The 12,874-nt window shown below is 71.8% G+C and carries 13 protein-coding genes and 2 pseudogenes; 8 read left to right on the forward strand and 7 right to left on the reverse strand.

The window, feature by feature from the left end; translation table 11 throughout:
- Positions 1-164: 164 nt before the first annotated feature.
- Complete coding sequence (locus tag ACIRRH_RS43220) at positions 165-1,076, reverse strand: serine/threonine-protein kinase (RefSeq protein ID WP_403078927.1); 912 nt, start codon at positions 1,074-1,076, stop codon at positions 165-167.
- Positions 1,077-1,163: 87 nt separating this feature from the next.
- Here ACIRRH_RS43220 and ACIRRH_RS43225 point away from each other — a divergent pair, with 87 nt between their 5' ends.
- From ACIRRH_RS43225 to ACIRRH_RS43240, 4 genes and pseudogenes are all read left to right on the forward strand, one after another.
- Complete coding sequence (locus ACIRRH_RS43225) at positions 1,164-1,709, forward strand: RNA polymerase sigma factor (protein WP_403078928.1); 546 nt, start codon at positions 1,164-1,166, stop codon at positions 1,707-1,709.
- Positions 1,706-2,563: a hypothetical protein gene (locus ACIRRH_RS43230; protein ID WP_403078930.1), complete on the forward strand. Its 858-nt coding sequence runs from the start codon at positions 1,706-1,708 to the stop codon at positions 2,561-2,563. Before ACIRRH_RS43225 ends, ACIRRH_RS43230 begins: the two co-directional genes overlap by 4 nt.
- A 94-nt stretch (positions 2,564-2,657) precedes the next feature.
- Positions 2,658-3,362 (forward strand): hypothetical protein, encoded by a 705-nt coding sequence (locus ACIRRH_RS43235; protein WP_403078932.1) that lies wholly within the window; start codon positions 2,658-2,660, stop codon positions 3,360-3,362.
- A gap of 69 nt (positions 3,363-3,431) precedes the next feature.
- Positions 3,432-3,848, forward strand: a pseudogene (locus ACIRRH_RS43240) (LLM class flavin-dependent oxidoreductase); the annotation flags it as partial.
- 108 nt (positions 3,849-3,956) lie between these two features.
- Here ACIRRH_RS43240 and ACIRRH_RS43245 read toward each other — a convergent pair.
- The 6 genes and pseudogenes from ACIRRH_RS43245 to ACIRRH_RS43270 form a co-directional block, all read right to left on the reverse strand.
- A pseudogene (locus ACIRRH_RS43245) lies at positions 3,957-4,088 on the reverse strand (LLM class flavin-dependent oxidoreductase); the annotation flags it as partial.
- A complete protein-coding gene (locus ACIRRH_RS43250; RefSeq protein ID WP_403078933.1) occupies positions 4,082-5,125 on the reverse strand; it encodes a serine hydrolase domain-containing protein in 1,044 nt (347 codons plus the stop codon). The pseudogene ACIRRH_RS43245 and the gene ACIRRH_RS43250, both read right to left, overlap by 7 nt.
- The gene (locus ACIRRH_RS43255) at positions 5,122-6,042 is read right to left on the reverse strand and encodes a DUF6895 family protein (protein ID WP_403078935.1); all 921 of its coding nucleotides are present in this window, start codon (positions 6,040-6,042) and stop codon (positions 5,122-5,124) included. Before ACIRRH_RS43255 ends, ACIRRH_RS43250 begins: the two co-directional genes overlap by 4 nt.
- Positions 6,042-6,758: a hypothetical protein gene (locus tag ACIRRH_RS43260; RefSeq protein WP_403078936.1), complete on the reverse strand. Its 717-nt coding sequence runs from the start codon at positions 6,756-6,758 to the stop codon at positions 6,042-6,044. Before ACIRRH_RS43260 ends, ACIRRH_RS43255 begins: the two co-directional genes overlap by 1 nt.
- A gap of 21 nt (positions 6,759-6,779) precedes the next feature.
- Entirely contained in the window at positions 6,780-6,995 is a 216-nt protein-coding gene (locus ACIRRH_RS43265) for a hypothetical protein (RefSeq protein WP_403078938.1), read from the reverse strand.
- A 219-nt stretch (positions 6,996-7,214) separates the two neighbouring features.
- The gene (locus ACIRRH_RS43270) at positions 7,215-8,426 is read right to left on the reverse strand and encodes an ArgE/DapE family deacylase (RefSeq protein WP_403078939.1); all 1,212 of its coding nucleotides are present in this window, start codon (positions 8,424-8,426) and stop codon (positions 7,215-7,217) included.
- A 124-nt stretch (positions 8,427-8,550) separates the two neighbouring features.
- On the opposite strand from ACIRRH_RS43270, the gene ACIRRH_RS43275 reads away from it, so the two are divergent.
- From ACIRRH_RS43275 to ACIRRH_RS43290, 4 genes are all read left to right on the forward strand, one after another.
- Complete coding sequence (locus tag ACIRRH_RS43275; protein WP_391989891.1) at positions 8,551-9,009, forward strand: Lrp/AsnC family transcriptional regulator; 459 nt, start codon at positions 8,551-8,553, stop codon at positions 9,007-9,009.
- 519 nt (positions 9,010-9,528) lie between these two features.
- On the forward strand, positions 9,529-9,846 hold the full coding sequence (locus ACIRRH_RS43280) for a hypothetical protein (RefSeq protein WP_403078941.1): 318 nt from the start codon (positions 9,529-9,531) through the stop codon (positions 9,844-9,846).
- 803 nt (positions 9,847-10,649) lie between these two features.
- Complete coding sequence (locus tag ACIRRH_RS43285; protein ID WP_403078942.1) at positions 10,650-11,642, forward strand: replication-relaxation family protein; 993 nt, start codon at positions 10,650-10,652, stop codon at positions 11,640-11,642.
- Positions 11,639-12,211, forward strand: a complete 573-nt coding sequence (locus tag ACIRRH_RS43290) for a hypothetical protein (protein ID WP_403078944.1) — start codon at positions 11,639-11,641, stop codon at positions 12,209-12,211. Before ACIRRH_RS43285 ends, ACIRRH_RS43290 begins: the two co-directional genes overlap by 4 nt.
- Positions 12,212-12,874: the final 663 nt, after the last annotated feature.

Here is a 12,874-nt window from a genome sequence, read left to right on the forward strand (position 1 = left end):
TGACCCTCTACGCGGTCCTCCGCGAACTCCAGGCCCTCCTGGCCACCTGGACCGGCGCCTGCTCCATATGCGGCCAACCCGCCCCAGAACCCAAAGCACATCACCGCACGTAACAAAGCCCTACTAGGACACGACCGCCGGTGCGGACCGGCCCCCTGTCGGATTCAACGCTGCAGCCAGCTCAGTAGGGTTGTCGCCGTGAACACCGTGCCCGACGCCAGACAGACCGCGCGCGGGGTCAGCCACCCCGGGCCTTCCAGGGGCTGGGACTGCGGGACCGGAGCCAGCAGTGCGTCTGCGAAGGCCTGGGCGGTCGGCGGTCGGTCCGCCGGCTCGACGGACATCGCGGCCCGTAGCAGCAGGGCGACGTTCGGTGGGAGCTGCGTTCCGGCTGGGAGCGCCGGCAGTGTCGAGGCGGCCGGCTGGTCGGTCATCAGGGCTGTGGCGCGTCCGCCCGGGCCGAACGGCTTCTGCCCGGTCAGCAGCTCGTAGGCCACGACGGCCAGCGCGTACACGTCGGCCCTCCCGTCGAACCCGCCGGTCTGGAAGGCCTGTTCCGGTGCCATGTACGCGGGCGTGCCCGTGGTCACCGTCAGCCCGGATGCGTCGGCCAGTTGCTTCGCGCTGCCCAGATCCGCCACCAGCACCGCGGCGGGCGCGGGGCCGGTGGCGAGCAGCAGGTTGGACGGCTTGACGTCGCGGTGCACCACGCCCGCCTCGTGCAGGACCTGGACCGCGTAGCCCGCCTCCGCGGCCAGCCGCAGCGCCTCCTGCGGGTCGCACTGCCCGACCTGGTCCGCCAGGGTGCCGCCGCGTACGTAGTCCATGACGAAGTAGGGCCGGTCCTCCTGCACCCCGACGTCGTACACCCGGACCACCCGCGGGCTGGCGATCCGGCGCAGCAGCCTCGCCTCCGCCAGGAACCGCTCGCGCACATCGGCGTTGGCGGCCCAGTTCTCGGCCAGCACCTTCACCGCGACCTCGGTGTCGAGCTCCGGATCGTAGGCCTTCCAGACCGTAGCGAAGGAGCCGGCTCCGAGCCGCTCCAGGAGGAGGTAACGGCCGAGCTTGCGCATGTGGCAGCATTCTGCCGGAGTCGGGGGGAGTGCGGAACTCCCGTTCGACGGGTGGGATGCCAGGCGGGACGAAACGGGGGGATCCGGGTGTTCGAGGAAGGCGAGCTGGAACGGCTCGTGGCGGCTGCTCAGGCGGGGGAGCCGGGGTCGATGGAGTACCTGCTGGCCAAGCTGCGGCCGGTGGTGCTGCGCCGCTGCTCGCGCTTCCTGCCCCACCACGCCGACGCGGAGGAGGCCGCGCAGGACGCGCTGCTGTCCATCAGCACGCACCTGGGCGAGTACGGCGGCCACGGCTCCTTCCTGGGCTGGGTGACGGTGGTCGCCTCGAACGCCGCCCGGTCCACCTACCGCTCGATGCGCCGGCGCGCCGAGGACAGCCACGCCGACCTCCCCGAGTCCGTCGACCCGCGCACCACCAGCGTCATCGCCGGGACCCGGCTCGACCTGATGGAGGCGCTGGCCGCGCTGGAGCGGCAGCACCCCACCCTGGTGGAGTCCTTCGTGCTGCGCGATCTGGGCGACCTGACCTACGTCCAGGTGGCCGAGGCGCTGGACGTTCCGTTGGGCACGGTCAAGGACCGTATCCACCAGGCCCGCCGCTTCATGCGCGAGCGCCTGGTCACCGGTCTGTGACCGGCGGTCCCGCGGCGGGCGGCGGCCGCGTCGTCGTCCGGCCCCGGTCCGCCGTCGCCGCCCTGGTGGCAGCCGCCGCGCTCGGGCTGGTGACCGGCCGGTTCGTCCTGCCACCGCCCCCCGGCGCCACCGCGCACCCGGCAGCGCGCTCGGGTGCCGCGCTCGGCGGAGCATCCCAGGGCGCGTCCGCTCCCGCGACGCCCGGCGTGTCCGTCCCGACGCCCGCGTCCTCGGCCTCCGGCTCCGCCTCGCCGACCGGTGCGACCGGTGCGACCGGGCCAGTGACGACCGCGAACCTTCTGGAACCCGCGGCGTTCGGCCCGGACGTCGACACCGGGCGGATCCACGTCACCGACCGGTACGGCGACGGGGGTTACGCCAACGCGGCCTGCTCCGGCGAGAAGACCCTCACGCAGACCCTGGGCGGGCGCGGTGCCCACTTCCGCGGACTGATGACCAGCCCCCGCACCTCCCCGGACGACCCCACGCTGGCCGCCGACCGCGTCGACCAGGTCGCCCGCGAGATCGCCGCCGAGACCAGGAGCCCTTCCCTGGCGCAGAACTTCGCCGACCGCCTGCTGCTGGAGGAGGTGCCCTGCCAGGAGGCAGCGCCAGGGCACTGGGTCTACGGAAGGACCACGACGGTGCAGCTCGCCCCGGACGTCACCGCGAACTGGATGGGCACCTATCAGGGATCCCTCAACACCACCGGTAGGGCGCCCGAGGGCAAGGAGCCCTGCGGCGGCATCGCCGTGCTGCGCAGCGGCAGCCACTACGGGGTGCTGGAGGTCGATGCCTGCCTGGGGACGGCCGCGATGGACCGCGTCGTCAGGACCGCTCTGTCACAGCTGTGAAACAGCCGGTCGGCACTCCAACTTTCCCTTCCCCGGCGGCATCTCCCCGGTTGTACGAGGACGCAGCAGGCGTCCCGACCAGCAGGGGGACCAGATGACCGAGAACCAGACCGTCCAGCAGAAGTCCGTTCGCCGCAACCGGGTCGCCGCCGCGGCCTGCTTCGCCGCCGCACTGATCACGGCCGGCGTCGTCGGCACCCAGTCGGCCACCGCCGACGGGGCCGCGCACAACGCCGCGCACCGCACCGCGGTCGCCGCCCACCCGGCTGCGGTCGCGGTCGCCGCGCCCGGACTCGGCTCCGCCGCCCTCGTCCAGAGCGAGGACTTCCAGCAGGGCCTGAACCCGGTCGGCGCGACCGTTGCGCTGACCGGACGCCAGGGGCTGTCCGCGTGCTCCGGCGAGGAGACGATGCGTGACCTGACCAAGGACAAGGCCACCGCGTACGCGTCCGTGACCTGGACCTTCGACACCGATGGCCGACTGTTCGAGTCGGCCGCGAGCGCCCCCACCGGGACCGCGGCCACCACCTGGGAGCAGCAGCTCGTCGCGCTCGTTCAGGACTGCCAGGACGAGCCCGCCGGCCACTGGCACTACGGCGCGGCCCACACCCTGACCGTCACCGGCGGCACCGCCCACTGGTACCCGGCCTACAACGGCGACGGCGCCGTCAGCGGCGGGGTCGCGGTCCTGCGCAGCGGCGCCAGGGTCGCCATCGTCGAGCTTACCGGCCAGCCCACCGACGCCCCGACCTACATCGAAGGCATCGCCACCGCAGCACTGAGCCGCCTCCCCTCCTGAACGGCAGCCCCGTTCCGCCCGCGCCGCCGGGCGGAGCCAGCCCCGAACCACCCGGCACGGCACGTAGTCGAGGCCAGGAACATCCCCGGCTGCGTGCAGACCCCGCGGGTCTCCTTCTACGTCGCCGCCACCGGCCCGCACGGGCTGAAGCAGGCGGCCGAGTACGGGCAGGGCTGGGTCACCTACGGCGACCCGCGCGGCCCGGCGGACGTGCCGGTCGTGGTCGCGGGGCAGCCGGAGAAGCCGGCCGCCGCCTGCGCGGAGCGCGGACGCGACGCCGCCACGCTCAATAAGGTGCTGCTGCAGGGCTCTACCGCGGAGAAGCCGCTGCAGTCGCTGGACGCCTTCGTCGACTGGGCCGGCACCTACCAGGAGCTGGGCATCGACGAGGTCGTGCTGCACTGGCCGGTGCCCGACTCGATCTTCGAGAACGACCTCGCCGTCTTCGAGCGGCTCGCCACCGAAGCCCCAGCTCAACTCCGCTGAGCGCGGAGCTGCTGCTGGGAGCGGCGAAGGCCGTGGCGGCCTGCCGGGGGCTCTTCCCGAGTGGGCCGCCAGGGACCGTCCGCAGTGTGTTCTCGCAGGTCAGGCCGCGATGGGTGAACGCGGCTTGACCGAGGACACCAGCGTCCCCAGCCGCAGCCGCTCGGTGGCGCACGCCGCCGCGGTCAGCGTCGGCAGCGAGCCGAACCACGGCTCGTCCTGGAACGACCGCCGGCTCAGGTGGTGGTCGTCATCAGTTGCGCGAAGAGTCGCTGTCCGAGGGAGATTGCGTGTTGGCGTCTGGCTGGTGTGGTGTTGGCGAGGACCGCGATGCCGGTTGCGGTGTCCGGGCAGAACTTCAGGTAGCTGGTGAATCCGCCTGTGCCGCCTGAGTGCCAGAACCGGGTGCGTCCGTTGTGGGTCCGGCAGAACCAGCCGGGGCTGAACTGCTCGGGTCCGGTGTCGATTGTCGGTCCGGGCTGTTGTGTCTGGGCGATGGCGGTGCCCAGCGGGCCCTGGCCGGGTGCCAGTTGGGATTGCAGGTAGCGCAGCAGGTCCGTCCCGGTGGAGTGCAGTGCTCCCGCCGGGGCGATTGCCTGGAAGGTCCAGTAGGGCACCGGGTGTGCGCGGCGGTGTCCGCTGGCCGCCGTCGGGTCGTCGGCCAGTGTGGTCGCGCCGGTGCGGGTCAGTCCGAGTGGGTGCAGGATCCGGTCCGTGAGGAGTTGGTCGTAGGGCTGCCCGGTGGCGTTCGCGAGCAGCTGTCCGAGCAATGCGATGCCGAAGGTGGAGTACCGGGCCGCCGCGGGCCGGTACGTCGGGCGCAGGCGGGCGGTGGCCGCGTAGAGGTCGTCCAGTATGTAGCGCGCGTACGGGTCGGTGAGCAGGCGCCATCCGGCGCGCCGGAGGAAGCCGGGGGGCAGGCGAGGCAGCCCGCCGCGGTGGGTGGCCAGGTCGAGCAGCGTCACCGAACTGCGCCGCGGTCGGGCGTGGGCGGGGAGGTAGGCGGTGATCTGCTCCTGGTAGCCGACCTCGGCGCGGGCGGCCAGGTCGGCCAGGAGCAGGGCCGTGAAGGTCTTGGTGAGCGACCCGGTCTCGAATCGCGTGTCCGGGCCCACCGGCGCCGCCCCGCCATGGCGCAGCACCCCCTGGCAGTGCACCGCCGACTCGGGGCCGCGGACGGCGGCCACCACCAAGCCCGGTACCGACGGCTCCCGGGTGAGCTCGGCGGTAGCGGCGGTGAGCAGTTCGGCGAGTTCTGCCCGGTCGGCGTCGACCGTCATGCCGACGCGCCTGCGGTGGTCAGTGCCCGGGAGATGGTGAGCGTGCCGGCGACCACGGCCACGATGGTCGGGTGGTGGTGGTTGCGAAAGGCGCGTTCGGGCTCGTCCGGCGGCCTGGTGATGCCGTTGGGCATCATGCCGTCCCTCCGCTGCGCCTGGGCCAGCAGCTGCCAGACCGTGGGGAAGAACAGCGGCTGCCGCAGGCAGGCGCCCACCGCGAGCAGTTCGCCGAGCAGGTCCCAGTTGCGGGTCGCGGCGAAGACTTCGACCCAGGCGGGCAGCCAGCGGTGCAGGTACTCGTGCAGGTGCTCGGGCAGCCCGTCTGGGTCGGCGGCCCAGTCGGTGAGGTGGAAGACGGTGTGTGTGACGCCGTAGGCGTTGTTCGCGTCGAGCATCCACGGCTCGGGCCGGCCGCCGAGCCAGGTGCGCTCGATGAGTGCCGCGCGGTCGCTGGTTTCGGGCAGGCCGATCCGGCGCGCTGCGGCCACCACCGCCAGGTGACGGTTCGGCACGTGCTCGGGGACCCGGGCGGACCGCGTGCCGACCAGGTGGGCCAGCACGTCCTCCAGTGGTTGGTGGCGGTAGCCGGCCGCGGCGAAGCTGGAGTAGATCTCCATCGGATGGGTCGCGGAGGGCGTGTGTCGCTGCATCTCGTCGAGCAGGTCGCCGGCGCGGAACTGCTGCCAGGCGAAGTTGAGCAGGGTGTCCGCGGTGCGCGCGGTGTCGGGCCCGCCGACCGTCTCGCGTTTGACCAGCGAGGCTGCGAGGGCGAGCTCGCTCAGCGCCTTGAGGCTCGGTCCGTCGATCTCGTGCGCGGGCGCGTCGGGTGGCAGCGCGAAGCAGCCGCGGACGGAGTCCAGCCAGGCCAGCGCCCGGGCGCCGATCTGGTGGGGGATGGTGAGCGCGGCGAGGTCCATCAGCGCTCGGCCTCCGGTTGGTCGAGGTAGCGGCGGGCGACCGTGGTCTCCAACCGCACCCGCGGCTGGTCGACGGCGAGGGCGTCGAGGTGGTCGAGCGCGGGCGACAGCAGCGGTTCCGGGTGGGTGCGGGCGTCCAGGGCGAGCCAGCGGGCCAGCCGGGCCGCGTGCAGCCGGTCGCGCAGGAGCAGGGCGTGGGTGAGCCCGCGTCCGAGGTCGATCCGGCGGGCCTTGGCCTGCTCGCGTTGCGGGCTCGCCAGGGCGGGCAGGGCCAGCGCGGAGAGCCGGCCGAGCGAGGCGGTCCAGGTCGGCCACGGCGCGCACTCGTCCTCCGCCGGTTCCCTCGGTTCGCTCAGCCCGACCCAGCCGAGCGCGTCGACTCCGAGGTCGGCCAGGGTGCGGCTGAGTGCCCAGTCGCGCAGCGCCCACAGCCGCGCGGTGGCGGGGTCGGCCGGCAGCGGGGCGGGGAAGGCCCGCACGGCCTCGCTGAGCAGCGTGACGTCTGCGGGAGCGAGCGGGCGGCGGTCCAGGACGAACGGCGCGAGCACGTCCGTGCCGAGCGCCCGCAGGGCCCCCAGTCCGGCCGCCTCGGCGTGCCGGGCGGCGAGTTGTTCCAGACGGAACGCATCGCCCGCGCCGCTCAGGGCACGGGCGATGTCGTCCGCCAACAGGTGCGTCGCGGTTTCGACCGACGCGCAACCGGAGGTACGGGTCACTGGCGGAATCCAGCCGCTCGCTCAGAACGCCATGGCGCAGGACAGGCTCTGCAGGACGCCTTCGGACGCGTCCTCGACCGGCTCCCGCTTGGTCGGGTTGGCCGACAGCAGCAAAGCGAGCAGCAGCAGGCCGAGCATCTCCGGTGCCTGCTCGGGCGACGTGCTCGCGGGGGCGTCGGCGGCGACCAGCTCCAGGACGGCGGCGCGCTGGGCGGGAGTGGGTTCACAGAAGGACATGATCATCACCTCGCGTAATCGAACTTATACACAAAGTATCAGTGCTCATCCTGGGCCCGCCCGCGGAGCACCACCAGGCGATCAGGTGATTCGCGAGCACCGCCGACGGCCTCCTGGACGACGCCCCGCACCACGGCGCCGACAACCCCAACGGCTCGGCCAACGCCCTGCGCGGGCCGGGCGGCCGTGCAGCCGGCCGTCCGGCCCGGACGGGGGAGGTCAGGCGAGGGTGTCGGCGGCGTAGAGGGCGTAGACGGCGGCGGTGCGGATGAGTTCCTGCTCGTCGACGTGCTCGTTGGGGCCGTGGGAGACGTCCAGGCGGCCAGCGCCGTAGCCGAAGGCGGGGATGCCGAGCTGGTCGTACCAGCGGTTCTCCAGGATTCCTCCGCACATCTCGAACCTGGCCGGTTCGCCGCGGACCTCTTCGACGCAGGCCGCCAGCGCGGCTCCGGCGGGGTGGTCGGCCGGGGTGCCGGCGGGCGGCTGGAACTGGGTGACCTCGACGGTGACCTTCGCGTCCACCTCGGCGGCGGCGTCGCGGATGAGGGTCTGCATCCGTTCCAGTTCGGCGTGCAGGTCCTCTTCGGGGTTGAAGCGGCTGTCGACGGTGAACCAGGCGTCGGCGGGCACGACGTTGAAGTTCGACCCGCCGCCGGACAGGCCGCCGACGACGACCATCGACCCGGTCGGGTCGTCGGGGTCCATGGTGTAGCCGGTGGGCCGGGCGGCCATCTCCTCGGCGTAGGCCAGCAGCGGCTGGGCGACGTGGACCATGTGGGCGAAGGTGTTGATGCCGAACGCGGCCTGTCCGACGTGGGCTTCGCGGCCCTCGAAGCTGACCTTGAGGCTGATGGCGCCGCGGGCGGCGTTCCAGATGCTGGTGCCGCTGGGCTCGCCGGTCACCATCGCCACCGCGGACGGGTCGATCATGCCGTGTTCGCGCAGGTGGCCGGCGCCGACGACGCTGCCGGTCTCCTCGTCGGGGACGAGGTGGATCACGATGCGGCCGTTCCCGGTCAGGCCCAGCTCCTTCGCGGCCGCCGCCCCGTAGAGCATGCTGACGATGCCGCCCTTCATGTCGGCCGTCCCCCGCCCGTACAGCTTGCCGCCCTCGCGTCGCATCGTGAACTGCCCGCGGTCCTGCACCGGCACCACGTCGTAGTGGCCGTGGAAGTACAGCAGCTTCCCCTCTTCCCCAGCGGTGCCGCGCACGATGAACGGCTCCTCCAGGGTGTGCGGGCCGGTGATCTCCACCAGCTCGGCCTCCAGGCCCAGGCGGCGCATCTCCTCCTCCAGCAGCCGCGCGCACCGGCCCAAGCCCGTGCCGGGCGGGTTCTCGGTGGGCTCGGCGACCAGGCGGGTGAGGAAGTCGACCATCTCCTCAGCTCGCGGCTCCAGCCACGCGGCAACCAGGTCGGAACGTGCGCTCATCGGTGTCTCCTAGTCGAAGCCGGCCTGCGGGACGCAACAAACCGGATGCCTTGACTGACCTCTGAGCAATTTTAGGAAATAACGAGCCTCATTTGGTTGCCGATTTCGCGCTAGAATCGCCGTTATGGGCAATGATGAAACTCTTGATGCGATCGACCGCGACATTTTGTTTCACCTGCGCCAGGACGGGCGGATGTCGAACGTCGACCTGGCAGCGCGGGTAGGGCTGACGCCCCCGCCGTGCCTGCGACGGCTCAAGAGGCTGGAAGAGCGCGGGGTGATCACCGGCTACCGGGCGATCGTCGACCCCGCAGCCATGGGACGGGGAGTTGAGGTGATCGTCTCCGTCGAGGTCTCCGTCACCGACGTCGACAGCCTCCGGCACTTCGAGACGACCGTCGCCGCACTCGACGAGGTCATCGAGGTCCGCCGGGTCTTCGGCGTACCCGACTACTTCCTCCGCGTCGCCGTCGCCGACGCGGACGCCTACGCCGTCTTCCAGATGACCAAGCTCGTCACCATCCCCGGCGTCAGCCGAGTGATCTCCTACCTCACCATGGAAGTCATCAAGTCCGACAGCTGAGCCCCAACCCACTACCCCCGGGACAGGAGCCGTCGGTACGGCTTACGGCAACCTGCGCCGAGCCGTATCCGACCATGATCCTTCTCGGCGCCAACCGCTGTACCGATGTTCCCCGAGGCCGGGGCCGGTCACCCACCGGGGCCGCCGGCGGCCCGCGCTGTCGGACGACATCCAGTTGTCAGTGGAAACGACACGAGATGTCAGTAGCTCGGGTCATCGGGGTGTCACTGGACCTGCCGCCGATCGGTCAAGGCAAAGGTCTGTGCTGCGGCCGAGCACGCGATACGTCCTGCCGCCAGTCCCTGACAGTCCCGTGTCGCCTGACAGTTTGGGTGACGGTCCGGACGGCAGGGGCTCTCCACCCTGCGGGGCTGTTTTTCCTGGTGGCGCCCAGCGCGTGCTGGACGGCCGACGCCCTTCCGCCCCGCACCGTTCCTGTGCTGCCATACCAGGATGACTGACACTCAATTCCCCCGGCTGAAGCACGGCTCCGACGCCTGGTGCGCGGCCCGGGACAGCATGGTCGAGATCATCAAAGGCTGGGCAACCGAAGGCCGGACCGACTACTACGGCACGCTGAGCGAATCGCTGAGAGACGCAGGCTTTTCGGTCCCGCCCCGGGGCACGTTGATGAGCAACCTCCTGGAGGCCGCGTGCCGGGTTGAAGCCGACAGGGGCGTTCCGGTCATCCTGACCGCCATCGTGGTGAACAAGCAGAGCCAACGGCCATCCGCACAGTTCGAGGTGCTCGCCAAGACCGCACCGTTCCGGCGCGGGGACGAACCGGGTTGGAGCTGGGAGACGGAGAGGGACCGGGTGTTCGCCCACTACAGCTAACCCACGACGGACCGGCTGACGGGGAGGAATCCCAGGATCGAGGCCTCGCGATTCCTCCCGGAGGCAGCGTGAGCCGTCGGGCGGGTAGCGGTCGCGTCGCCGGCAGGCCACGACCCTGCTCAGACCGAAGCCGCTGGACCGGTGGCGCGCACCGGCGTGCTGGGGACCGGTACCCCGGCACGCCCGGACGCCCTACAGCCCGCCCCAGGGCCCGCCGAGCAAGCCGCCGCCCCCCCATCGCCGCGCTGCGCCACGTCCGCACCCCCGCCGCCGTCCTGGAAAACGCGTTCCACCTCGCCCAGCACAGCCCTACGCCGCCCCGCTCGACCGGGAGGCCGCCGCCAGCCCGGCCGCCGTCCCGGCCCCGCGCGGGTACGCTGGCCGGGAGCCCGTCAGCGGTGATTCCGCTCCGCTGACGCCCCGCCAGAGGCCCAGGATTCCCCTTCCTGTTCCCTGACCTGTTCCCCCTCCAACTCCCCGACCACCAGCCGCCATCGGAACGATCGCGTTTCCGCAGGTCAGGCACCCGAATCAAGGCCGGCCGAAACCCCGGCAACCCCTCTGTGCCCCTTGTCCTTGTCTGTGGGTGGTTGGTTGTTGGCGGTGGGTCTGGGGCGTGCGGCGTTTGCGCGCTCCAGGGCCGCTGCCTGGCCCCTCTCCTCTCCGGCCGGTCGGCCGCGCCCGCTCGATGACCAGGCTGAACGACGAACGGGGCGGCGGCGGGCGATGGTGGGCCCGGGTCGCACTGTCGGTGGCATGAGGTATCGAAGGAGGAAGATCACCGACCGCGGGGAGCACCAGCGATGAGCCACGACGGCGAGGGACAGGGACAGCGGCCGGCAGCGAAGACCCGCACGGCGTTCGTCCGCGCCAAGGCCTACCCCAACGGCAGCACGGGTCCGCTGCGCCACAGCGTGCTTCAGATGCTGGGTGTGCTGAAGGTCGCCACGGTCAAGCAGGTCTGGCTCCTGGCCAGGCCCGACCACGAGCACCCGAACACCGTGGCCTCGGCGCTGCGTGACCTCGCGAAGAACAAGCTGGCCGAGCAGCGTGGCAGCACTTCCGGTCTCCCGAGGCAGCCGGAGCCGCCCGACAGCGACCGATCGGCCGGGCTGTCACCGGTGCGCGCGGCGAAGCGCCGGCCCGTCCGGCCGCCGGGGGCCGGGGCGGTGATCTGGGGGCTGGCCGACCTGGGCCTGGATGCCGCGAAGTCCACGCTGCCCTCCGAACGGAAGATCGGCGGCCGGGCCCGCTCGGTCGGCCGCACCACCGGCGCCCCACACGCGATGGCCGTCAACGACACCATCGTCGCGTTCACCAGCCCCGCCACCCCGGGCAAGTCGATCGGCCGGATCGCCGACTGGACCACCGAAGCCCCGCACCCGCTGCCCGGCGACCGCAACCAGTTCGCCGACGCCGTCCTCACCGCACCCACCGACAACGTGCCCGTGCTCCTGGTCGAAGTCGACCTCCACAACGAGACCCCCGACGTCATCGCCGCCAAATTCGACCGCTACGCCGAGTACTTCGCCCTCACCTACAACGACCCCAAGCACAAAGGCCACCACAGCCACGCGAAGAAGCTGCCGACCTGGCGGCGCACGTACCCGATGGCCAGCCCCCACAGCCTGCCGCCCATCGCCCTGGTCCTCGGCGGCGCGCAGGCACCCGCGGCCTCAACAACCTCATCACCAAGGTCCAGGACCTCACCGCCCGGCACTGGGCCCCGCCGCGCCACGACCCGCTCGACTTCACCGGGCGGATCCCGACCCTGGCCTGCCACCTCGACGACTTGAAGGAGAACGGGCCGCACGCCGCGATCTGGTGGCGCTTCGGCGGCCGGCAGTGGCAGACCCTCACCGACGCCCTCGCCCACGCCGAGTACACCGCCCGCGTCCAGGCCTGCCTCGACGCCGAGCACCAGGCCGAACGCGAAGCCCGCCACCAGCGGCTGGAAGCGACCCGCTGTCCGGGCTGCAACCGCCGCTGCGACGAGATCCACACCGGCAGGCCCAGTGACGGCACCAGCCTCTGCGGCGGCTGCCAGACCAAGGCCTGGAAGGCCGAGCGGGAACGCAAGCAGCAGGCCGTGCGCGACGCCCACGCCGCACGCTGGCCCTGCTACACCTGCAAGGGCCCCCTCGGTGGCACACCGGGCTCCGGCCTGGAACTGACCGAGGAAGCCCCCGCCGAGGCCGTGGAGTGCCCCTCCTGCGACCTCGCCCGCCGCAACAACGGGCTCGGCAGACTCCTCCTGCCCAAACCCACCCCACGCGAGGAGCGCCGGGCCCGGAAGGAGAAGCCGGACGACCCCTGGTGGGAGATCCGCCTCATCCACGCCAGGAAATACCCGAACCGGCACTGAACTGTCGACGAAAGGGCACCGTGGCCACTCCACCACGGTGCCCTTTCGTGCATTCCGGGCCAGCCCGATAAAACAGATCCCGTGGAGAAGTCGAAAGGGAAAGCCTTCAGAAGATATTCCCAGTGCGCGAGCATGCCCGCCGAAGAGCCAGCGGCATGGCTATCGGGAGGGTTGTCGAGGAGACGAAATCAGCCGTCTCGCGAGAACACCTCCACCCGAAATTCTGCGGCACACCAGAGAACACCGACCGAACCCCTTGGGAACAGCCGGCCGCCCGCGAACACACCGCCTGGCCACCCCGCGCACCGGCGCACCACAGGGCCGGAGCCCCTGGGCTCCGGCGTCGGCCCAGCGGCCCAGTGGCCCAGCGGCCCAGCGGCCCAGCGGGCCGGCGGGAACGGCCACCTGGGCCCGCTCCGCTGACGGCGCCGGGTCCCGCAAGGGCGGCGAAGCGGCCCGATTCTGGCAGCCGGTCAGCGCCAGCGGGTGCGTGCCCACCCGCCCGTGCGGCTGCCGCTTGGTTGCTCGCCGGTTCTCCTGCTTCAGTCGCGGACTCATCGACTGGCGCCTAGTAGGGCTTTGTTAGGTACCCCAAGTGATCGTTGTCGGATAGGTTGTGATCTTCTTTCGGGTGTGACACCTGAGGAGATGGAGACGGTCCGC

Source organism: Kitasatospora sp. NPDC101235 (assembly GCF_044767505.1).
Lineage (GTDB): Bacteria > Actinomycetota > Actinomycetes > Streptomycetales > Streptomycetaceae > Kitasatospora.

Bases quoted from the DNA above. Each gene is read 5' to 3' on its own strand.
- ACIRRH_RS43280 (WP_403078941.1), top strand. From the start codon at position 9,529: ATGGTCGAGATCATCAAAGGCTGGGCAACCGAAGGCCGGACCGACTAC.
- ACIRRH_RS43255 (WP_403078935.1), bottom strand. From the start codon at position 6,042: ATGGACCTCGCCGCGCTCACCATCCCCCACCAGATCGGCGCCCGGGCG.
- ACIRRH_RS43270 (WP_403078939.1), bottom strand. From the start codon at position 8,426: ATGAGCGCACGTTCCGACCTGGTTGCCGCGTGGCTGGAGCCGCGAGCT.
- ACIRRH_RS43275 (WP_391989891.1), top strand. From the start codon at position 8,551: ATGGGCAATGATGAAACTCTTGATGCGATCGACCGCGACATTTTGTTT.
- ACIRRH_RS43220 (WP_403078927.1), bottom strand. From the start codon at position 1,076: ATGCGCAAGCTCGGCCGTTACCTCCTCCTGGAGCGGCTCGGAGCCGGC.
- ACIRRH_RS43235 (WP_403078932.1), top strand. From the start codon at position 2,658: ATGACCGAGAACCAGACCGTCCAGCAGAAGTCCGTTCGCCGCAACCGG.
- ACIRRH_RS43250 (WP_403078933.1), bottom strand. From the start codon at position 5,125: ATGACGGTCGACGCCGACCGGGCAGAACTCGCCGAACTGCTCACCGCC.
- ACIRRH_RS43285 (WP_403078942.1), top strand. From the start codon at position 10,650: ATGAGCCACGACGGCGAGGGACAGGGACAGCGGCCGGCAGCGAAGACC.
- ACIRRH_RS43265 (WP_403078938.1), bottom strand. From the start codon at position 6,995: ATGTCCTTCTGTGAACCCACTCCCGCCCAGCGCGCCGCCGTCCTGGAG.